This is a genomic window from Vibrio tubiashii (genome assembly GCF_028551255.1).
GTDB classification, from domain to species: Bacteria; Pseudomonadota; Gammaproteobacteria; order Enterobacterales; family Vibrionaceae; genus Vibrio; species Vibrio tubiashii_B.
In genome coordinates, this window is sequence record NZ_CP117030.1 from 310,702 (window position 1) to 331,384 (window position 20,683).

15 protein-coding genes and 1 riboswitch are annotated in these 20,683 nt (G+C 43.9%); of the genes, 7 read left to right on the forward strand and 8 right to left on the reverse strand.

Annotated features, from left to right (window positions below):
• Positions 1–32: 32 nt before the first annotated feature.
• Genes LYZ37_RS16760 through LYZ37_RS16770 form a run of 3 tightly spaced genes read right to left on the reverse strand, consistent with a single transcriptional unit; the run spans position 33 to position 2,229 of the window.
• The gene (locus LYZ37_RS16760) at positions 33–503 is read right to left on the reverse strand and encodes a hypothetical protein (RefSeq protein ID WP_272788008.1); all 471 of its coding nucleotides are present in this window, start codon (positions 501–503) and stop codon (positions 33–35) included.
• Entirely contained in the window at positions 493–1,167 is a 675-nt protein-coding gene (locus LYZ37_RS16765) for a winged helix-turn-helix domain-containing protein (RefSeq protein WP_272788009.1), read from the reverse strand. Before LYZ37_RS16765 ends, LYZ37_RS16760 begins: the two co-directional genes overlap by 11 nt.
• A 33-nt stretch (positions 1,168–1,200) precedes the next feature.
• On the reverse strand, positions 1,201–2,229 hold the full coding sequence (locus LYZ37_RS16770) for an Lcl domain-containing protein (protein ID WP_272788010.1): 1,029 nt from the start codon (positions 2,227–2,229) through the stop codon (positions 1,201–1,203).
• Positions 2,230–2,667: 438 nt separating this feature from the next.
• Between LYZ37_RS16770 and LYZ37_RS16775 the strand changes: the two genes are divergently transcribed.
• From LYZ37_RS16775 to LYZ37_RS16785, 3 genes are read left to right on the forward strand one after another with little or no spacing between them, the layout of a single operon-like run.
• Entirely contained in the window at positions 2,668–4,476 is a 1,809-nt protein-coding gene (locus LYZ37_RS16775; RefSeq protein WP_272788011.1) for an FG-GAP repeat protein, read from the forward strand.
• Positions 4,477–4,495: 19 nt separating this feature from the next.
• Complete coding sequence (locus tag LYZ37_RS16780) at positions 4,496–5,551, forward strand: response regulator (RefSeq protein ID WP_272788414.1); 1,056 nt, start codon at positions 4,496–4,498, stop codon at positions 5,549–5,551.
• Positions 5,548–9,117, forward strand: a complete 3,570-nt coding sequence (locus tag LYZ37_RS16785; protein ID WP_272788012.1) for a hybrid sensor histidine kinase/response regulator — start codon at positions 5,548–5,550, stop codon at positions 9,115–9,117. Before LYZ37_RS16780 ends, LYZ37_RS16785 begins: the two co-directional genes overlap by 4 nt.
• Here LYZ37_RS16785 and LYZ37_RS16790 read toward each other — a convergent pair.
• Entirely contained in the window at positions 9,114–9,998 is an 885-nt protein-coding gene (locus LYZ37_RS16790) for an AraC family transcriptional regulator (protein ID WP_272788013.1), read from the reverse strand. The genes LYZ37_RS16785 and LYZ37_RS16790 overlap by 4 nt on opposite strands.
• A gap of 174 nt (positions 9,999–10,172) precedes the next feature.
• Here LYZ37_RS16790 and LYZ37_RS16795 point away from each other — a divergent pair, with 174 nt between their 5' ends.
• Both LYZ37_RS16795 and LYZ37_RS16800 read left to right on the forward strand, forming a co-directional pair.
• Entirely contained in the window at positions 10,173–11,372 is a 1,200-nt protein-coding gene (locus LYZ37_RS16795; RefSeq protein ID WP_272788014.1) for a sugar efflux transporter, read from the forward strand.
• 207 nt (positions 11,373–11,579) lie between these two features.
• Positions 11,580–14,066, forward strand: a complete 2,487-nt coding sequence (locus tag LYZ37_RS16800; protein ID WP_272788015.1) for a bifunctional diguanylate cyclase/phosphodiesterase — start codon at positions 11,580–11,582, stop codon at positions 14,064–14,066.
• A gap of 34 nt (positions 14,067–14,100) precedes the next feature.
• Here LYZ37_RS16800 and ribB read toward each other — a convergent pair whose 3' ends face one another.
• A complete protein-coding gene (ribB, locus tag LYZ37_RS16805; RefSeq protein WP_272788016.1) occupies positions 14,101–14,757 on the reverse strand; it encodes a 3,4-dihydroxy-2-butanone-4-phosphate synthase in 657 nt (218 codons plus the stop codon).
• A gap of 119 nt (positions 14,758–14,876) precedes the next feature.
• Positions 14,877–15,024: riboswitch (FMN riboswitch) on the reverse strand.
• A gap of 75 nt (positions 15,025–15,099) precedes the next feature.
• Positions 15,100–17,595, reverse strand: coding sequence for a response regulator (locus LYZ37_RS16810; RefSeq protein WP_272788017.1), 2,496 nt, complete (start codon positions 17,593–17,595; stop codon positions 15,100–15,102).
• A 191-nt stretch (positions 17,596–17,786) separates the two neighbouring features.
• Here LYZ37_RS16810 and LYZ37_RS16815 point away from each other — a divergent pair, with 191 nt between their 5' ends.
• Positions 17,787–18,176 (forward strand): VOC family protein, encoded by a 390-nt coding sequence (locus tag LYZ37_RS16815; RefSeq protein ID WP_272788018.1) that lies wholly within the window; start codon positions 17,787–17,789, stop codon positions 18,174–18,176.
• A gap of 2 nt (positions 18,177–18,178) precedes the next feature.
• Positions 18,179–18,607, forward strand: coding sequence for a hypothetical protein (locus LYZ37_RS16820; RefSeq protein ID WP_272788019.1), 429 nt, complete (start codon positions 18,179–18,181; stop codon positions 18,605–18,607).
• Positions 18,608–18,717: 110 nt separating this feature from the next.
• On the opposite strand, the gene LYZ37_RS16825 is transcribed toward LYZ37_RS16820, so the two are convergent.
• Positions 18,718–20,103, reverse strand: coding sequence for a TRAP transporter large permease (locus tag LYZ37_RS16825; RefSeq protein WP_272788020.1), 1,386 nt, complete (start codon positions 20,101–20,103; stop codon positions 18,718–18,720).
• Positions 20,090–20,647, reverse strand: coding sequence for a TRAP transporter small permease subunit (locus tag LYZ37_RS16830; protein WP_054961033.1), 558 nt, complete (start codon positions 20,645–20,647; stop codon positions 20,090–20,092). The genes LYZ37_RS16825 and LYZ37_RS16830 overlap by 14 nt, the downstream gene beginning before the upstream one ends.
• Positions 20,648–20,683: the final 36 nt, after the last annotated feature.

The window sequence follows — 20,683 nt, forward strand, 5'->3', positions numbered from 1 at the left end:
CCTCTACTTTCGCAGCACAAGAACGATTCCTGTTAATTGAATCGAGCCATTTGCCACAAATCCATAAAGCCTTCGATTTGCCCTTCTACTACATTGTTTTCTGGGAAGTTTTCGAATACAAATACTTTGTCTCCTTTTACTTCAACATGATAGAACAAGATTTTGTATCCAGAGAAAATCTCATTGTACCTATCGTTCTCATTGTTTGTCGTTGAGCCTTCGATTCGCTGTCTATCGTATATGAGATAGATCATTTGTTTGCCGAGTTTCAGTTGTCTGGCACTGACTTGCCATTTCGACGCGAGTTGATTTTGCTCATCAAACAGTGAATGGAGAACCATCACTTTTCCTCGATAACAGGTAACAAAGGTATCTCGGTTCTCCATGCTTTGGACACGAATATCGTAGCGGCATGCGGAGCCATTGATGAAGCTATATAAGAGAACTACAAGCGTTACGAACGACATTAGATAGACAAAGTACTCAATATATTTAGTTATCATTGGTCACCTCATATCGTTTACCGTTTGAAGAGACAAATAAGGTAGAACCTTTCGGTGCGTTAAATGCGGAATGTCCTTGTAGGTCTCCATCAATGGCGCAAACCTTAGTTCCATTTTCAATTGAACAAGAGACCGAAACCCAAGAGAATGCACTGTAAAAGAGGACGAGCAGTGTGGTAGCTGCTGAAAAGAAGGCGAATAGCTTACGTGTGATAGACATTTTGGTCAGTTCTTCTTCATCATGGCTTCGTGGTACAGAATTCATTGATGGAGCATCGCTGCTTTTTGGATGACCGTTGATTCCTTGGTCACTTTTGGGTGCTTCAGAGAAAGAAAGTTTGTAGCCTTTTTTGGGTACATTAATGATTTTAATACTCTCCGGTTCTAGCACCTTTCTTAGGTTTGAAATGGCAACAGGCAAGGAGTTAGACCCAATAGCTTCTGGGTTTCCCCAAGCTGCGCTAATTAGCTCATCCTTTGTGCTAACCTCTCCGTCGGACAGGAGAAGGTTTTTAAGCACTTCTCCTTCCTTAATCGTAATCGAGTAACTGTTACCATTGCCGTGAATAATTTCACTACTATGCTCACGTATTTTTAAGGTACAGGAGCCGACACTGAAGCTTTGTTCCTCAAATGTATGAAGTTCAGGTTTATGAATGAGCATCCTTTCCCCCTTAAATGAGCAAGTTAGACGACGTTAGCCAGTCTCTGAAACACAAGAGGCTGCTACTGCTAGGTCGGGGCTTGTACCGTACTCTCCTCCATTTAAGAAACCAAAACGGATAAAGTTTCCTGAAGCGGCTGCTGGTGTCGAAGTCCAATATACATAAGTACTTGGAAAGCCGTAGTTATCCCATAATCGACCATGGTCAGCATAAAGAGCGACAAACTCTTTTGCTGTTGGGCGCCTCCAGTCTGATCTGCCATTAAACTTAATATTGGCTAAGTCTTTACAGTAGCGTTCAAATTGTCCTCTTTCTCCAAAGGACTCTGAATTAGGGTCATCGTCCCAATTAAGTCCATCTTGACGAAACAAAGCAAAAGGCGCGCCACTTGGACTAAGCTCAATTGTTTCTCCTGCGAGTTCCCCATGTCCAATTTGGTAGGTACGGGCATAACTACGTCCTTGATTGTCTTCACTGTTGTCTTGCTGATACCCCAAAAGATCAAGGAAGTTAACGCTAGGAGTAGAAGTAAACAATTTATCTTTGGCTTCCCCGGAGACTCCACGCAAAACCTTTAGGCACTGGTCAAGTGTGTTTTGTTGGTCTGAGTCATTTTCATTAGCGCCACACATTGACTCTATGACCTCCAATGAGACGGAAGTTGTAATTCCATCCAAGCTAGCAGAAACAGTGCTTGTACCAACTTGGTTTCCCCTTATTTTCTTGTCAGGAGTTACCGACATTATCGTACTATCAGTCACCTCCAAGTGTACGGACTGAGTGATATCTCCAGTACTTCCGTCATCATACTCGCCCATCGCGGATAGCGAGATTTCGCTTCCCGTCAGTACAGAGGCTTCTTTATGGGAAAGCTGGATTGAATATAGACCCGAGTTAACAGTTGCTTCCCCTATAGTTCCAACTTCCGAAATAGTTTCCCCTGTTGTGCTTTCTGATAAAGAGTCATCATTACATGCAACTAATAACCCCATTAAGGAAAAAAACGACAAAGGTTTAATAAAGCCAAAACCTGTATCGTTATCGTTGAAATACTTGACCATGGAATCCCCTTATATAAGTTCCAGTTTTGTTCGAGGGGATTAATTCATAGGTTTTAATTTTTAATAATTAAATTAAAGGTAATTTAAATTAAAAGCAGATTTCTGGCTGACATACGACTTCGTCGAGAGGGGGCATTCTCAAATTGAAAGTCAAAATACATCTTAAATTGGAAAGTTCATAGAAATCAGGGCTGGGTTATATTCCAGCAGCAGTTTTATGGGTGCTAGAAAACTTAAATGAAGTGTAAATTAATCTTAATTTTGGGGCGGAATAATTAAACTTATATTAATTATCAAAAGGATATGGAGTCCGTTTTTTTAATCTCTGTGGATTTGGTGTGCCTTATGCATAGTAGGGAATATATGTGCCTGTAAAGAGCAGACTATAAGTGTCAAAAGGACTTTTTACTGCAACCCTCTATTTAAGAAGGAACAGTTATGCAACGATTAAAAGCCTTGTTAACAGTGACAGTTCTATCTATCTTTGGCTGTAAAAGTGGCGATGAAACTTCCTCCACTATCCCTCTTCAAAGCCCTGAACCATTTGAAATGAGCTCACCCACTGCATTGATGGGAAAAACCAAAACATTTCAATTTAGCTGGCAGCAAAGTGATTACGCAGACTCTTATACCCTATGCCAGAAAGACATCTCCCAACCTAATGAATGTCGACAACTCGCAATGACTTATGGAGAAACTCAGTATCAAGCCCAGGTAGAGCAGTTGCTACAAGTAAGTGATGAGTTTTTCGTAATAGCGCATAACCAACAGGGTTTAAGGAAAAGTAATGAGGTAACACTGGGTGATAGCGAAAGTCTTTCGGCAATAGGTTTTTTAAAGGCTTCTAATGCTGAATTAGGAGATAACTTTGGTCATGCACTGGCGTTGAGTGACGATGGTTTAACTTTAGCGGTAAGTGCAATAAAGGAAGGTTCTTCTGGTACAGGGTTGAACGCGGATGAAAAAGATAATAGCTCAGCACAAGCTGGAGCGGTTTATGTGTATAGCTTCAAAGACGGACAATGGGATAGATCCGCTTACCTCAAAGCATCTAATACAGACAAAGGTGACCAGTTTGGCTACGCTGTGGCCCTGAGCGGCGATGGACGGACGCTTGCTGTCAGTGCTATACAGGAGGCGTCTAACGCGGTTGGTGTGGGGAGTGATCAACTAGATAATAGTGCACCGATGTCTGGTGCTGTGTATGTTTTCTCACGACAAGGTGAGGTCTGGCAGCAACAAGCTTACTTAAAGTCGTCGAACAATGAAGCCTTGGACTCATTTGGCTTTTCACTCTCTATGAGTTTCGATGGGAAGCGTTTATTAGTCGGCGCTCCAGCAGAAGCTTCTTCTTCACAAGGAATCGACGGCAATCAGGCCGACAACTCAGCTCTGTTATCTGGTGCGGCCTTTCTGTTTGAGCTTCAGAATAACAGTTGGAGACAAACCGCTTACATAAAAGCCTCGAATACTGATAGAAAAGACTCATTTGGCTACGACGTTGCGCTGAGTGCCGATGGTGACAGTTTTGCAATCGGCGCTCCCGGAGAGTCTTCAAATGCCAAAGGTATAAATGATAATCAGAGTAACAATAGCGCCATCGACTCGGGCGCAGTCTATCTATTCTCTAATAGCGGCGGAGCTTGGGTTCAGGAGGCATATGTTAAACCTTCTACCCCAGACGCTGGCGATCAATTTGGTTTTTCTGTTTCTCTTAACGGAGATGGAGACGTTTTAAGTGTTGGTGCTTATAAGGAGTCATCCAATGCAGATAGCTATGGAGATGAATCTAACAACTCGGCTCCTTCCTCCGGAGCAGCCTATCTGTTTGTAAAAGAGCAAAATGTATGGAGCCAACAAGCTTATTTAAAACCTTCAAATTCTGATGCTCATGACCGATTTGGGTACAAGACGCAGCTCAATCGTGATGGAGATACTTTGGTTGTAGGCTCCCCACAAGAAAGTTCTTCCAGTGTTGGTCTTTTCGGTGATCTTCAGGACAACGCTGCGCTTTCCTCAGGTGCTGCCTATGTATTCACCGAAGACCGGGGAGTCTGGCGACAAACCGCCTATTTAAAAGCCACCAATACCAACTCAAATGACCAGTTTGGATCAGCGCTCGCGATGAGCGGTAAAGGGGAAGCCTTAGTTGTTGGTGCATTTAATGAGGCTTCTAGCTTACCTATTTCTGGAAACGCGCCAAAAGACAATGGGGCCTCAGGCTCTGGGGCTGTCTATGTCTACTAATCAACGAGGAGACTTTGATATGTATAGTGATAAACCCGTGGTGTTGGTCATTGATGACTCCCCCGAGCATATAGAGCTTATTTCAAATGTACTGCGCGATGAGTATGTCGTGAAAGCCGCGACAAATGGAGAGCGGGGGCTGCAGATAGCGAGCCAAGACCCAAAGCCAGAACTTGTTTTGCTGGACATCATTATGCCAGACATAGATGGTTTCGAGGTCTGTAAACAACTGAAGAAAAACCCAATTACAGCATCGATACCAGTGATATTTCTTACCGCACAATGTGATGTTGATAAGGAGCAATCAGGATTTGATCTTGGTGCAGTGGACTATATTACCAAGCCAATCAGTCCGCCAATCATGCGAGTAAGAGTTCGTTCGCAGATCGACGCTTACAGCAATAGCCGTCTGTTGACGCGACAAGTCAAAGATAAAACCGTTGAGATCGCTAGAAACCAATTGGAGATTACTAAGTGCCTAGCTCGTGCTGCTGAATACAAGGATAACGAGACGGGTATGCACGTGATTCGGATGAGTCATTATAGTCGCTTGCTAGCTAAGCAGATAGGTGCTGAGGAAAGCTGGTGTGATTTACTTTTCGAAGCTGCTCCAATGCACGACATAGGAAAGATCGGGACACCTGATGCTGTGCTCCTCAAACCAGGTCGACTTGATGCTCTCGAATGGCAAGAGATGAAAAGACATGTGGAGTATGGATACGAGATCTTGGGTGGGCATGATTCTCCCTTATTAAATTTAGCGAGAGAAGTTGTCATTGGGCATCACGAAAAATGGGATGGTTCTGGTTATCCAAACGGACTTTCAGGTTCCAGTATCCCTCTATCAGCGAGAATCGTTGCTATTGCGGATGTGTTTGATGCGCTCACAAGTTCAAGACCATATAAGCGAGCTTGGTCCGTCGAAGAAGCTTGCCAACTACTTGTCAATGAGTCGGGTAGCCATTTTGATCCGGAACTCGTGCCTCATTTCTTATCGTTAATGCCCGAAATCGCGCAAATTATGGAACTGTACGCGGATGTCGATAGTGGCGAATACAGTGTGCAAATCGTATGACAAGAGACAATGAGATAAGAATTTCGCAACAGGCGAAATACATTAGCCTCGGTTTTTTATTGGTGATTGCACTTTTCTGTTTTGTAGGTCTTCTAGCAGGTGTCAGTATCAATAAAACCTATGCCTCTCTAGAGCGTTATAGCTTAGCAGGGCAGTTATTGCTGTCTCTCGACAATGCGAGACTGTCTGAGCTGACCTATACGCGCGATAGACAAACAGAGGTAGCAGTACAAGCAGAAGAGTACATTGATATCACTCTGGGTCTGGCCGACGATTTTGAAGGAAGTGCTGCGACAAAAGATTTTGTAGACTCTTCGCTACTCCATTCTATTTCTGATTACCAAAGCTTATTTGCAGAGTATAAACGCTTAACTCAACTTCAGGAGCAACGCTTGGTTGTTATGGAGTTAGATGCGATGCAGGCCACGAGCAAAACCAATGAACTGCAAAAACGTTTGGCCTCTAAGGTGCTTTATAAGAAAGCGGCAGAGCTAACGAACAGAGAGAAAATGATACGTGTCGCAAATCATGATGCTCTTTGCTACGAAATAACCATAGTGGCGCAAGCAATACACGCCTCTAGTGTGGAGTTTTTATGGTTAGGCAGAGAGAATGATCTTCAACGAGCTAAAGAGAACTTAAACAAACTTACGCAGCTGATTACCAAGTTATCTGTAGCCCTTCAAGACAGCTATGAGTTGCGATTACTGGAAGATCTCGGCAAAGCAAAAGATAGCTTCTCGGAAACACTCAAGACGCTAGGTGAGCAAAGAACTGGCCAAGAAGCTTCTAGAGTATTGAAGGAAGCTTCCAACCAACTTGCTAGTAGTGTTGAAGCACTAAGATATCGTATACGACAAGAGCTTAAGTTAGCTCAGGCTAATGTGACTGACTTGGAGCAAGATATGCGTCAGAGCCTTGAGGTCGGTATACAGGCTACCGCGCTGAAACAAGCGATTAGCTTAGCACGTCAAGCCGATAAGGACTTCATGCTAGCAAGGCAGAGTGTCACTAGAGAAAAAAGTAAAGAGGATGTGTTGAATGCTTTGGATCTCGCTCTCTATCATACCGACCTCGTGCAGTCTTACTTGATCGAAGAAAATGACAATGCCACCTTTAAGGGAGTGGCCCCCGCGATAAGAGCTTACAAACGTCATTTCCTGGATGTGGCTCAAGTCTCTGAATTGCAAGCCTCAATTGCAAGCCAAATGGTTTCTGCTGCAACAAAAGCCGACGACAAATTAGATCACCTGCGTGAGTTAAGGTTTGCGGAAGTCGCACAGTTCAAACAACTCTCTCAGTATCTAATTTACGCGGCGATAATCTTCACTCTTGCTATTCTGCTACTCGGTTATGTCATTCGCCGTTCTCAAACCGAGCTCCGCTCCCTAACTCGTAGCCTTAAATCTGCCCGAGATGAGGCCGAGTCAGCTAACCAAGCTAAATCGAGCTTTTTAGCGAATATGAGTCATGAGATTCGAACACCAATGAATGCCATTATTGGTATGACGTATTTAGTTCTCGATTCTAAATTAGATACTTACCAACGAAACTATGTGAACAAGGTTTATCTCTCTGCAAAATCGTTATTGCACTTGCTTAATGACTTGTTGGACTTCTCGAAAGTCGAAGCGGGCAAAATGGAGCTTGAAAAGATTCCGTTTATTCTCGACGAGGTACTAGATGAAGCGCTAGACACGCTGCGAATGAAGGTTAACGGGAGTGATGTTGATCTGCTTCTATATGTTGACCCTGATGTACCCCAAGAACTGCATGGTGACCCGTTTAGGTTAAAGCAAGTTCTGCTTAATCTAGGCTTCAACGCAATAAAGTTTACCCACCAAGGGAAGGTAAGAATTCGGGTTGAAGTTGAAAAGGTGCAACCTGACAAAAAAATCGTGCTTAAGTATTCGATACAGGATGATGGAATTGGCATGACTCCCGAGCAAGTCAGCAATTTGTTCCAGTCTTTTTCTCAAGCAGATACTTCGACAACTCGTGAATATGGAGGCACGGGGCTCGGGCTTGCGATTACAAAAAACATAGTCGACCTCATGGGGGGAGATATTGAGGTTGAAAGTGAGTCAGGAAAAGGGTCGCTGTTTACCTTCTACATAGAGCATCAATATCTTGAATCGGCCTTATCTCAGGCTAAAAACCGTTGCTCTCTGCATAGTGCCGTCGTCCTAGACAAATGCAGTGAGTCGAGAAAATCGCTCATCGCACAGGTGGAAGCGTTGGAAATCACATGTTTTGGATATGAAGATTCTTGTGCGATGACTCGTAGTGGTTGTCAGGATCCTGAATTGATTATCATCTCCTTACATAGCGATTGCGCTGAACTGGAACATTTTATAGATGATCTTGAAAGTTATCTTAATGCAGGAAGTAAGGTGATTGTTGCGGCGAATTGCCCGAGTAATATTGCGTCGTGTGAAAGGGAGGCATTGAATAGCAATGTTGGTCAAATACTCGCTAAGCCTTTCACTAGTACTGCTTTGGCTAATGCCATATCTAGCTTTGTTGAGAATGAGTGGGTTGATGAACATCATGCTTACATCCAAACTTCTACGGTTCTTGGTCGCGGTAAGGTGCTTGTAGTTGAAGATAATGTACTTAATCAAGAGTTAGTGGAAGAGCTCTTAAAACGCATGGGGTTAAATGTTCATTTGGCGTGCAATGGGAGAGAAGCGATTGAGGTTCTGCAAAAAGAAGACTTCGATATCGTTTTAATGGACTGTCAAATGCCAGTCATGGATGGATACCAAGCAACACTTTCAATTAGAAAGGAGCTCGATTTACATGACCTCCCCATAATTGCATTGACAGCCAATACCCTATCGAGTGATGAGGATAAAGCGCTGGAATCAGGGATGAATGCTGTGCTTCATAAGCCGATAGATCATGAACAACTGAAATTAGTATTGCAGGACTGGATTGGAAACAATCAATCTTTCGCTTCAGCGAAAGAGTCTCCGATTAGTGTCAGCGAAATTGCTTTGCTTGAGTCACTAAGTCATGTTCATGGTTTAGATGTTGCACGGGGGCTTAGTGTTGCTGCAGACAACGAGCGTTTATACATATCACTTCTTAAGAAATTTGTCGCAAACCATATTGAGTTCAACTTAGAGAGCTGTGATAGGGCGTCTTTGCCAAGTGAAACCCACACATTGAAAGGTATCGCTGCCAGTTTGGGTTTAGTTGAAATTCAGCGGTTGTGTATAGAACTAGAAAATAATTCGTTTAAGAGCTTGGTGATATCTACACTCTCGCAAGTTGTTCGCGATGTTTGTCATGAGATTGAGGCGATTTTCTCGACGACAAAACAGGCAAGCTCCTTAGTAGGTTGCGGTCGGATCAGCGAGAGCCAATATTTAGAATTGGTCTCAATGTTGAAAAACGACGACACGTTAGCAATGAACAAAGTGAAAAGCATTCAATCAGCGGCTCAGCTGGGGTTAACAGACTCTCTGTTTGAGCAACTTCAAATGGCATGCGAGGCCTATGATTTCTCTACGGCTTTAGAGATCTTATCGAACAATAGCTCTTTGAGAGTGGGAATCTAATTAAACCGAGCCCTAAACTGGGTGGGTGTCATCTGCTTAACGCTGCGGAACTGGCGGTTGAAATTAGAAAGGTTAGAAAAGCCCGCTTTTTCCGCGACCAACGCAATTGGAGACTGAGTACTGGCAAGCAGTTCACACGCTTTACCAATTCGAAATAGCTTTAAGTGATCGGAGAAACTGACTCCAAAGTGCTTTTCAAATAACCGATATGCCGAGCTTTCACTGATGTGGAGGGCGTGGCACACATCAGAGATTTTGATCGGTTCGTGGAAGTGCTTTTCGATGTATTGCGTGGCTCTTTCCACTTTTTGATGGGCATCCTTATCAGAGATTTGGCTAATTCGATAAGGCGTCGTAGAAAGTTTCTGGGATTCTAGATCATCCGCTAAGTGAATAAGAACTTCCATGACTTTTAAAGCTTGGTAGTGGCGTTCAAGCGATTCCGTTCCAATCAACAACTGCGCCACTTTTTGCGCAGTATCGTCACTGAACTTGATACCAAACGCCGCTTTTTCTAGTAGCGCTTTGATATTTCGTGCTTCGGGGATGGTTGACTGAAGCCTTTCAATCCAATGATGCTTAAGCCAAACGATGATAGAGCTGTGCGGTTTTTCTACACTGCTTGCAAGCTTGCCTGTAATCATATGCGGTAACCCTGGCCCATAAAGTAGAAGCGTGTTGTTATGGACTTGGCCTATTGCATCGCCTGCAAGATAATTGCCGTTAAAGACATTCTCCGGATCAAGGTAAAGAACCAACTCGTACTCAGAGTGATAGTGCCATGAACAAGCAAATTCTTCTTTCTTCACACGACAATGAAATTCTCGCACCAGCCAGTCGTAATTTGGTGCGCTGAGTACATTTTCTATAAATGGTTTCATCAATAATCCCCTTTGTCAGCGCCTAGGCTAAGCCAGATGACTTTAACCGTCAAAAACAAAAGAGATATTGAAGGAATAGTATTAGAGGTGGCTCGAATACTATCAATTGATAGGCATCGGTTTGATTAAACTAGCGATAAGTTAAAGACATTACATCGCACGAGTTGGCTCATCATGTACAAAGATAAAATTGCTCTATTATTTATTTTCACCGCATTTGTAACAGGCTTATGTGGTGCGTTTTTTTACCCACTTTCGAGCTTATTTATCGTCGAACAGCTTGGTGCCTCGCCAATGATGCTGAGCTTATATATGGTTCTCGCAGTCGTTAGTTCCGTTGTCGTCTCACAGCTGTTGGCTGCTCAATCTGACAAGAACTGGCAACGAAAAACGATTTTAGTTGTATCGTTGACCTGTTACTTGGTTACCGTAGTGAGCTTTATCTTTATCCGAGACTATTGGATGGGGGTCACAATAGCCACACTGTTTGGCAGCTTTGGTGGGGCGGCGTTTGGACAGCTATTCGCCATGGGGCGCGAGTACGCGGATGATAACGTTGAAGATAGCACAATATTCCTGTCGACCATGCGTGCAGGTATTGCCATTGCGTGGGTGTTCGGGCCGCCTATCGCTTTTATGCTTAAAGCGAGCTTTGGATTTGGCGCGGCATTTAGTACATCTGCTGTCATTGTTGCTGTTGGTATCTTAGTGATCATGTTTTTCTTACCTTCATGTAAAACGGCTGCCGAAGAGTTAGAAGAAGACCTGACTAAACCGAGTTCGAAAGGCAAAGGTGGCTTGATTTCGTTATATTGCCTAGTGCTCGTTGTCGCTTTTGGCGCCAACAATCTCTATATCACCAGTATGCCTCTTTATCTCTCGCAAGAGTTACAAGTTGACCCTAACTGGTTGGGCTTTTTATTTGGTGCTGGCGCACTATGTGAGATCCCTGTGATGCTTTGGGCTGGGCGCTTGTCGGAGAAAGTAGGGACAGTAAAACTGCTGCTTATGGGAATTGCCAGTGGTACGCTTTTTTATGCGGTGATGCTGACCAACACAAGCTTTGAGGCCATGTTAGCCGCTCAACTATTGAATGGGTTCTTTATCGGTATTTGCGCCACATTGGGAATGGTGGTTCTGCAAGACATGATGCGAGATAGATTAGGAACAGCATCAACTTTGTTCTCTAATATGCTAAATATCAGCATGCTAGTAGCGAGCCTTTCTGTCGGCGTTGTCGGTGAACTATACAATTATTACAGTACCTTATATGTCTCCTTAGGTGGTACCTTGGCTGCGCTCATCCTATTAATGTTGTTCAATATAAAGTTGAATAGCCGTGGCGATGAACTGAAGCAGGCAAAGGTGTCTTAATTTGGCAGAAAATGATTTGTAGGAAGAGTTGATGGTTGGCAACATTCCTTACAATACAAGATGTTATTTTCAATCTCGAGTTTGATGGAGTTCTCTTTTCTAGTTCAAAAGTTAACCAAACACTCAACTTTAGTACTGTTTTATATTGTGGGAGATAGTTTGAAGTATAGTTATTAAATATATCTATAGTATTTATGGTTGTTGGAATTGGCGTCTCTTAACGATAAAAAACTGGTGTTGTTAATTCGATATGTACCCACCTTGATTGTTGCTTTGTTTGCGACTGTCATCATGTTGGTGTTTATCAGTGACAGTAAGGAAAAAGCACGTCTTAGTGTTGAATCGTTACGAAGCAATATGTTGGATCACCAAAAGCAAGTGATCTTTGAGCAAGTTGAGCAGGTTTACAACCGAGTTGTCTATCGTCAGGCACAAACGGTATCAGAGTTAAAAAATCAGGCAAAGCAAAGAGTTGATGAAGCTCATCAAATCGCCGTAAGTATCTTCCAAAATAACCCGAATAAAAGTAAATCAGAGATCAAGAAAATGATCTCTGATGCCCTCAAACCTATTCGTTTCTACAATAATCGCGGTTACTTCTTCATCTTTCAGATGGACGGTATCAACGTAATGCACGCCCTTAAGCCGCAAATAGAAGGTAATTCGGCGTGGAATGCTGTCGATATTAAAGGCACCTACATCTTAAGAGAACATATCAAGCTGATTCAGCAGAATGACGGTGAAGCTTTTTATCGCTGGTGGTATCAAAAGCCGGGTTTCCCTGTCACACAAGAATTTGAAAAGATAGGTTTTGGTAAAGCCTTTGAGCCGTATGACTGGTTTATAGGAACGGGCGAATACGTAGCTGATGTGGAGGGTGACGTTAAATCCGCATTGATTGCAAGTATCGCTGACTACCAAGCTAACCAAGAAGAAAAGGTGTTTATCTTTGATGCCGATGGCGTCATTTTGGTGCATGAAAACTCTGATTTGATTGGAAAAAACGTTTATCAACTCGACGGTCAATTGGCTAAGGCTTGGCAAAAACTCTCTCGTCGTGACTTCGAGCAAGGCGATTTCATTGAGCCCCCGAGTGAACAAGTCAGTGCAACTTCCAAAATTGCCTATCTGAGACAGTTTAATCCTTGGGGTTGGTACGTTGGTGCCTCATTTCCTATCAACGAAGTTAATCGTTACATAGATAAGCAGCAAGAGATACTAGAAGACAACCACAACCAGCAGTTAATTAACCTCGTTCTTATTAGCTTAGCCTCAACGTTGCTCATGGTTGGCCTAAGCTTTATTGCAAGCCATATTATTGTGAAGCGTTTTGGTAAGTTCCAACAACGGATTACCGATGATTTTGAGCGTCTGGAAGAGTCCAAAAACCAAATGCAATATATGGCGTTGCATGACCCACTAACAGGGTTATCCAACCGTACTGCTTTAATCGAACAGATTGAAGCGGGAATCAAGCATTCGAAACAGAATCAGAAAAAGCTTGCTGTCATTTTCTTGGATTTAGACGATTTTAAAAAGGTTAACGATCTATATGGACACTCTGTCGGTGACAAACTTCTAGAGTGTTTAAGTCGCAAGTTTGAATCCTTGCTTGAATCTCAAGACTCCGTGGCTCGTTTTGGTGGTGATGAGTTTATTTTCTGTTTTCCAGCGATAGACGACAAGCAGCATGCAATTGCGAAAACATCGGCAGTCAAAAGCGTGTTTGATGAGCCCTTGATCATTGATGGGCGCTTACTGACAACCGATTGTAGTATTGGTGTCAGCATGTACCCATGCGACAGTGATAGTGCAGAAACCTTAATTACCAACGCAGACATGGTCCTTTACCGCTCTAAGCAAAATAAGAAAGGCAGTATCCTATTCTTTGATCATGAGATTAATCAACAGATCAAAGATGAGTATCAAATTGAACAACAGTTAAAACATGCGCTGCGCCGTCAGGAACTTAGCGTGGTGTATCAGCCCCAAATATGTACTGCGCGCGGAGAAACGGTGGGTGTTGAAGCCTTAGTTCGATGGAATTCGAAAAAACACGGATTTGTCCCACCGGATGTCTTCATTCCTCTTGCAGAAGAGAATGGAATGATCAACGAAATAGGGCTGTTTGTGTTCAAGAAAGCCTGTGAAGATATTTGCCATTTACCGGGTAATGGCGGTGAGGGGTTAAATGTTTCTATCAATGTTTCTCCTAAACAGCTGCTGCTCGACGGATTTGTTGAAAGTCTACTTGCGATCACGGAAGAGGTGGGAATAACCACCAAGCGAATAATGCTTGAAGTAACGGAAAGTATTTTTATTCATGATTTGGAGAGAGTGACACCTATCATTGCTCGATTGCAGTCACATGGATTCAGCATTTCACTGGATGACTTTGGTACTGGCTACTCATGCTTGAGCCATCTTAACCAGTTCACTATTGACGAGTTAAAGATTGATAAGAGCTTTATCGCTAATTTAACGGACAACGCGCAAAGCAATGCATTGATCAAAGCGATCTTGGCAATCGGAGAGACTTACCAAATTAAAGTGGTGGCAGAAGGGGTCGAAACGAAAGAGCAACACATGATGCTAAGCTCATACGGTTGCAACTGTGTCCAAGGTTATTACTTCTCTAAACCCATTCCTGTTGAAGCGCTAAATATGTGGTTGCAAGAGCGGGAGCAAGCTTAGAAAGCCAAGTGCTAGAGCACTTGGCTTTATCTTTTTAAGCGAGTTTTTGTTCAAACTGCTGGCGGTACATCACCATATCTTCAATGGTCAGTACTGGCATATTGTGTAGCTTACCAAAGGCAACGATTTCTGGCGCTTTCGCCATGCTACCGTCTGGGTTGGTCACTTCGCAAAGTACGCCTGCTGGCTGAAGACCAGCCATCTGCATGAGATCGATTGTGCCTTCAGTATGACCACGGCGAGTAAGTACACCACCTTTGCGCGCACGCAGTGGGAAGACGTGACCAGGTCTTGCTAAGTCTGAAGGTTGCGCTGTTGGGTTTGCAGCAGCCTTAATCGTAGTAACGCGGTCTTGAGCGGAAACACCTGTCGTCACACCCACTTTCGCTTCAATTGAAACCGTAAACGCAGTTTGGTTTGCGCTGTTGTTGTTTTCAACCATTGGGGTCAGTTCAAGGCGGTCTGCTTGCTCTTCTGGTAGGCATAAACATACGATACCGCTGCATTCGCGAATCATTAATGCCATTTGCTGCGTTGTGAGTGATTCAACTGAATAGATAATGTCGCCTTCATTTTCACGATCTTCATCGTCAAGCAAAAGTACGCCACGACCCTCTTTAAGGGCAATAAGTGCGTTTTCAACGCGAGTAATTGGTTCGCCGAACTCGGCAAGTAGAGATGACTGATTCATGGTTAACTCCTAAATATCACCAGAATCAGGGCATACATGAGCACTGAGGTATAAAACCCAGCCAAAACGAAATGCACCATGACACGCTTAGATCAACCGATCGTTGCATGATGGTGTGTTTTCATTCTCTCTCATCCGGACTTTAACCGTCGGCTCTGGGTTTTCACCAGATCTGCTGACCTCGACGTATCGAGCGCTCGCGGGCTCACCCTAAACTTTGAAGGGAATACCGCCGGTGGGGAATTTCGCCCCGCCCTGAGAATAAAGAAACGTTTGCTTAAATAGCGCAGAGATTGTATCGATTTTGACAGGGAAATCAATATCGTAATAGCTCAAGAGCCTCTACGCATAGCTTTCTGAGTTGGAGGCAGATTGACACAGATGCACCAACCATTTATCGAGTGTTAATTCTAGTGCCTTGGCATTGATTGGCTTTGTTACATAGTCATCCATACCGGAATCAATACACTTGTCACGATCGCCTTGGATTGCGTTAGCTGTCATCGCAACGATGGGGATTGCAGCATTGATCTTTGAATTGTTACCTCTACGAATAACCCGAGTTGCCTCATAACCATCCATTTCAGGCATCTGGCAATCCATAAACACGAGATCATAATTTTTATGGCAGTTCTCTAAACTGGCCAATGCTTCTATCCCGTTTCTTGCCTTGTCGACCTTGATGCCATATTTGTTCAGCATTAACTGCAATACCGCTTGGTTTGTCGCTACATCATCGACAACAAGAATGCGCGCCTTATACTGTGTTTTTTCTTTGGGCGTGTGACGCTGTTTTAGTGCACCAGCAAGTGTGCAGTTGTTGGAGTTTGAGATACTTTCTATCAGTTCAATAAAATCGGACTGAGTGATAGGTTTGGTCAGGTATCCGTTTATATGATCGTTTTGTAGTAACCCAGCCTCTCTACGTTGGGTGACGGTGGAGCTAACAATAATATGAGGTTGTTTGATATTGCTGTGCTGTGCGAGCCTCTCAACGAACTCAATGGCGCTTATATCGGGCGTGTCATAGTCGAGGATAACTGTCGAAAAGGCATGTGGGGTCAAATTAGTAGAGATGAGTTGTGAGAAGGCCGCTTCACCGTTGTTAGTGAGATGATAGGAAATGCCTAGATGATCGAGTAGCTGTGAGAGCAGTTCAGCTCGCGAGTTTAAGTGGTCAACAATTAGAATACGCTGAGTATTCGATTTATTGCTGAGTGATGGGGTATTAATCTGTTGGGTCGATTTGTGCAGTGGAATTTCTACCCAAAATGTTGAGCCAATATCAACAACACTTTCGACACCTATTGTTCCTCCCATCATTTCAGTTAGCCGTTTACAGATAGATAGCCCAAGCCCAGTCCCTCCATATTTTCTGGTTGTCGAACTGTCTACTTGTGAAAAACGCGAAAATAGTTTTTTCTGTTGCTCTTGGCTAATACCTGCCCCCTTATCCTTAACTTCGAAGCGAATAAGGTCGATGTCATTTGGGTTAGCCGTGATTGAAACTCGTACCGCAACCTCTCCACTTTCAGTAAACTTGACCGCATTACTGACTAGGTTTGAGAGTATTTGGCGGATACGCCCTGGGTCACCACGATAGCCTCTATTTATAATTGCAGAGGCTGGACAGGTGAGATCTATGCCCTTTTTCTCTGCAGATACATGTAGCATCGCCCCAACGCTCTCGACTAATTCACTCAAATCAAAATCGATCATTTCAAATTCAATTTTGTCCGCTTCAATTTTTGAGAAGTCGAGGATGTCATCAATGATTGTAAGCAATGATTCTGAGCTCATTCGAGCCGACAACGCCATTTTTTGTTGTTCTCTATCGAGCGGACTTTCGAGAAGTAGGTTGGTCATGCCTAAGACACCATTGATGGGGGTTCTAATTTCATGACTCATGGTTGATAAAAAGTCACTTTTAGCTTTCGCAGCCTGCTCCGCTCTTTTGCCTTCTGCCTGAAGTTGGGTGTTGTAGTCGCGCATTTTAACATCGTTAGCCACTAGGCTGAGTGTCATATCCTTAAGTCCTTCTGAGAGCTTTGCTAGTTCATCTTTACCCTCGTGATGTTTAATGTTCTTAAGGATGGAGTGCCCTCCGGCTAAGTCACCAAGAGTAACTTTCTTTGTTGCAGTAAGCAGCGAAGTAATCTGCCTTTTGACCCGATTTGAAGACCAAACAGCGACACCAACAGAAACTATGACTGAAAACAGCGTGCCAAATAGTAGGGTGAGGCTTGTTCGTTGCGCTGATTGGGCAGATTTTTCAGTTCTTATTTCTATTAGCTTATCTTCGATTGCGATGAATTCTGCAACTTGTTCTCGAATACTATCGACGATCCTTTTTCCCGTCTTTTGCTGGACAAGCTCGACGATACTCTGCATATCGGCACGGCCAGTCGAGACAAGATGCCGTTGATTGAGTGCTTGGTCGACCGAGGTGATGAGCCAATGGTTCAGCGTATTGTCTATCACTTGGAGTCGTTCAACCTGGCTTGGGTTATCACTTACCTGACTTGAGATAATCTCAATTTTTTCCCGCCATAAAGCGATAGATTGGTCGTAGGGCTCTAAAAACACGTCATTGCCAGAAATGAGGAAGCCCCGAACACCTGTCTCCATATCTACGATGAGCGTGAGTAGCTCTTGAGCTCTCGCGACGGCAATGTGGGTGTGAGCGACCCAGCGATTGTCTTCAACCATAGAGCGGGTATTGTGATGCACTGTCAGTGATACTGCCAGCATTAGTACGACAGGTGTTAGAAAGCACAAGAGAAGCTTGCTCTTTATGGGTAAATTATCGAACCAATGGCTGATGTCAGGCATACTCATTTTGTTGCGTTATTAGTGGTTAATTCTCAGTCTAGTACATGCGATTGAGAATAAAAGTTAACGTATATAAGACAGTAAAAAGTGGTGTGCTCGGTCAAACAAATAGGAAAACTGACTGCTTAATCCCATCTCTTTTTTGCAACCTCGTTCGTCTTTAATCTGATGTTTATCGAGACTAAAGAGGCAAAGTGATGAAAATCGAACATATCGCAATTTGGACAAAACAACTTGAAGTACTTAAAGAGTTTTACATTAAGTATTTTGATGCGACGGCCAACGAAAAGTACCATAACCCAAGCAAGAAGTTCTCTTCGTACTTTCTTTCCTTTGATAGCGGCTGCCGACTAGAGCTTATGGAGATGGTAGGCGTTCCAGAATCAAAAGATGATTTGTATGAACAGTTTACTGGCTTGATTCATTTTGCGATTTCATTGGGTAGTGAACAGGCTGTCGATGAGTTAACGGCTCGCTTAGTCGCGGATGGATATGAGAGAGTTGACGGCCCAAGGCATACTGGCGATGGCTACTACGAAAGCTGTGTGTTTGACCCAGATGGTAATCGACTAGAACTAACGGTATAGAAATGGATAAAGATAAGGTTTTATTGCAACTCTTTAATCGGGAAGCTGAGCAGCAAGCCTTGATGAACAAAGAAGCCTCAACCCCAACGCAAATGCAGAGTAGAGAGTATCGACACTGGCTTGAAGGTAAGCGTGAACTTACATTTGATGATGTTGTGGGCAATCATTGGATTAAGACCTGTACTGGCGGCTACATTACCGAAGTCATTTTTCACTGTGATGGTACTTTAGACGAGTATCGATTGTTTGACCGTTTTCACACCACAGGGAAATGGACACTGAAAGAGGGGCTTGTCTCGGTAGAGATTTACAAAGGGGATAACACCTACAGTTTTAGCATTGTCGGTAACGCAGAGATCAATATTCATTCTGCGGTGGAACACAAGAATGGCGAGCTTCACTCCTATCTTAAGTTGTCGCAGATTAAATAGGGAAGTGTATTACGACCAAGTGTTCCGATTATTCTCAGCTCACGCCTTAGATAAAAAGCCAACTCAAACAAATGAGTTGGCTTTTGGAACACTATACTTTGCGATCAAGATTAACCGTAGGCAATACTCGGGAACCAAAGTACTAACTGCGGCCAAACAACCAAACAGATAAGTGCGACCAACTGAATAGCGATAAACGGAATAACGCCGCGGTAGATATCTTTTAGTGCGACACCCTCTGGGCAAACCCCTTTTAAGTAGAACAACGCAAAGCCAACCGGCGGGGTTAGGAAGCTCGTTTGCAGTGCCATAGCAACCAGCATCACGAACCAAACCAAGCTTGGGTTATCCACCACACCGTGACCATCCAGTTCAATTCCTAGGCTTGCGATGACGGGCGCGAGTAGCGGCAGCGCAATCAAGGTGATTTCAATCCAATCAAGGAAGAAGCCAAGCAGGAAGACGATCATCAAGATGAAAGCGATAATTCCATAAGGACCAAACGGTAAGCCGCTTAAGAATGATTCAATGAGTTCATCCCCACCTAGCTCTCGCAGCACTAAAGCAAAACAAGAAGCGCCTAAGAAGATCATAAAAATGTAGGCCGTGGTGCCGTAAGATGACAGTAGTACCTCTTTCAGTACTTTGAGGTTAAGCTTCTTATTGTAAGCCGCGAGCATAGTCGCGCCCATTGCTCCAATGCCAGACGCTTCAGTTGGCGTAGCCACTCCAGCGAATATAGAGCCCAGTACACAGAAAATCAGCATGACGGTTGGCGTGATGTCTTTGAATACTTGCAGAATCAAGCTCCAATCGACGGGTTCAACATCTTCTGGCACAGGCGCTTTGTCCGGATTCATCTTACCTACAACCAGAATGTAGATGATGTACAAACTACCCAGTAGTAAGCCCGGCATGATGGCTCCCATAAACAAGTCACCGACCGAGAGACCAAGCTGATCCGCCATGATCACGAGCATAATGGATGGGGGAAGTAAAATACCCAGTGTCCCTGCTGATGCGACGGTGCCAAGAGCAAGAGGTAGGTGATAGCCCTGACGCATCATGCTTGGCAGTGACATCACGGTTAACAACACCACAGAAGCACCGATGATCCCAGTAGAAGCCGCTAAGATGATACCAATTGCCATTACAGTAATGGCTAAGCCACCGTGTACCTTACCAAACAGAGCCTGCATTGAAGCCATGAGCTTTTCCGCGATGCCTGATTTATCGAGCATGTTACCCATGAAGATAAACATAGGCAGGGCAACCAAGATCCAGTTGTCCATGATCTTGTAGATACGGTTAACCACCAAACCCAAACTGGTGTAATCGAGGCCAGTAAAAGTATCGAGATAGATATCCGCGAAATACCCTACTGCCGCAAACACAACGCCAATACCACCAAGTACGTACGCAACTGGAATGCCGGTAAACAGTAACAGGATAAACGAGCCAAACATGGCGATCACAATCCATTCATTCGCTTCCATGATTTGCTCCTTTTGATTGTTCGCCGCCAAACAAAGTTTCTAAATTGCGCAGAATTCTCGCCAGCATCGACAGCAGTAACATCGTAAAACTTAGTGGGATAACGCTTTTGATAAGCCAGCGATAAGGCAGTCCGGATGGGGATGCAGAACTTTCATTTACGCGCCAAGACTCATAAGCGAAATCATAAGAGTGAAGAATCACAATCACGACAAAAGGTATCGCTAGCAGGGTTAGTCCAAACAGATCGACGAGTGCTTTTTTACGCTCCGAGAACTTGTGATAAAACAGATCGACGCGTACATGTAGGTTGGATATTTGCGCGTAAGCGGTACCAAACATTACCGCCGTTGCGTACAGGTGCCATTGCAACTCTTCAAGCGCGATTTGGCCATTGGAGAAGACTTTTCTCAGCACTACCTGAATGATGATCACTGCAACTAGGGCTAGGTTCGTCCAAGCCAAGGCCTTACTTGCGGTGGTGATTAAGCGTTCAATGTGGCAGTACATAGGGACCGTCGGGGTTGAATACAACACTTTGCTCATTGGTTACTCCTTACAACCATGGCCGACGTTTTCACG

Excerpts from the sequence above, each read along its gene's own strand:
- LYZ37_RS16825 (WP_272788020.1), bottom strand. The coding sequence starts at position 20,103 with ATGGAAGCGAATGAATGGATTGTGATCGCCATGTTTGGCTCGTTTATC.
- LYZ37_RS16810 (WP_272788017.1), bottom strand. The coding sequence starts at position 17,595 with ATGAGTATGCCTGACATCAGCCATTGGTTCGATAATTTACCCATAAAG.
- LYZ37_RS16780 (WP_272788414.1), top strand. The coding sequence starts at position 4,496 with ATGTATAGTGATAAACCCGTGGTGTTGGTCATTGATGACTCCCCCGAG.
- LYZ37_RS16785 (WP_272788012.1), top strand. The coding sequence starts at position 5,548 with ATGACAAGAGACAATGAGATAAGAATTTCGCAACAGGCGAAATACATT.
- LYZ37_RS16760 (WP_272788008.1), bottom strand. The coding sequence starts at position 503 with ATGATAACTAAATATATTGAGTACTTTGTCTATCTAATGTCGTTCGTA.
- LYZ37_RS16830 (WP_054961033.1), bottom strand. The coding sequence starts at position 20,647 with ATGAGCAAAGTGTTGTATTCAACCCCGACGGTCCCTATGTACTGCCAC.
- LYZ37_RS16765 (WP_272788009.1), bottom strand. The coding sequence starts at position 1,167 with ATGCTCATTCATAAACCTGAACTTCATACATTTGAGGAACAAAGCTTC.
- LYZ37_RS16815 (WP_272788018.1), top strand. The coding sequence starts at position 17,787 with ATGAAAATCGAACATATCGCAATTTGGACAAAACAACTTGAAGTACTT.
- ribB (WP_272788016.1), bottom strand. The coding sequence starts at position 14,757 with ATGAATCAGTCATCTCTACTTGCCGAGTTCGGCGAACCAATTACTCGC.
- LYZ37_RS16820 (WP_272788019.1), top strand. The coding sequence starts at position 18,179 with ATGGATAAAGATAAGGTTTTATTGCAACTCTTTAATCGGGAAGCTGAG.
- LYZ37_RS16770 (WP_272788010.1), bottom strand. The coding sequence starts at position 2,229 with ATGGTCAAGTATTTCAACGATAACGATACAGGTTTTGGCTTTATTAAA.
- LYZ37_RS16775 (WP_272788011.1), top strand. The coding sequence starts at position 2,668 with ATGCAACGATTAAAAGCCTTGTTAACAGTGACAGTTCTATCTATCTTT.
- LYZ37_RS16790 (WP_272788013.1), bottom strand. The coding sequence starts at position 9,998 with ATGAAACCATTTATAGAAAATGTACTCAGCGCACCAAATTACGACTGG.
- LYZ37_RS16795 (WP_272788014.1), top strand. The coding sequence starts at position 10,173 with ATGTACAAAGATAAAATTGCTCTATTATTTATTTTCACCGCATTTGTA.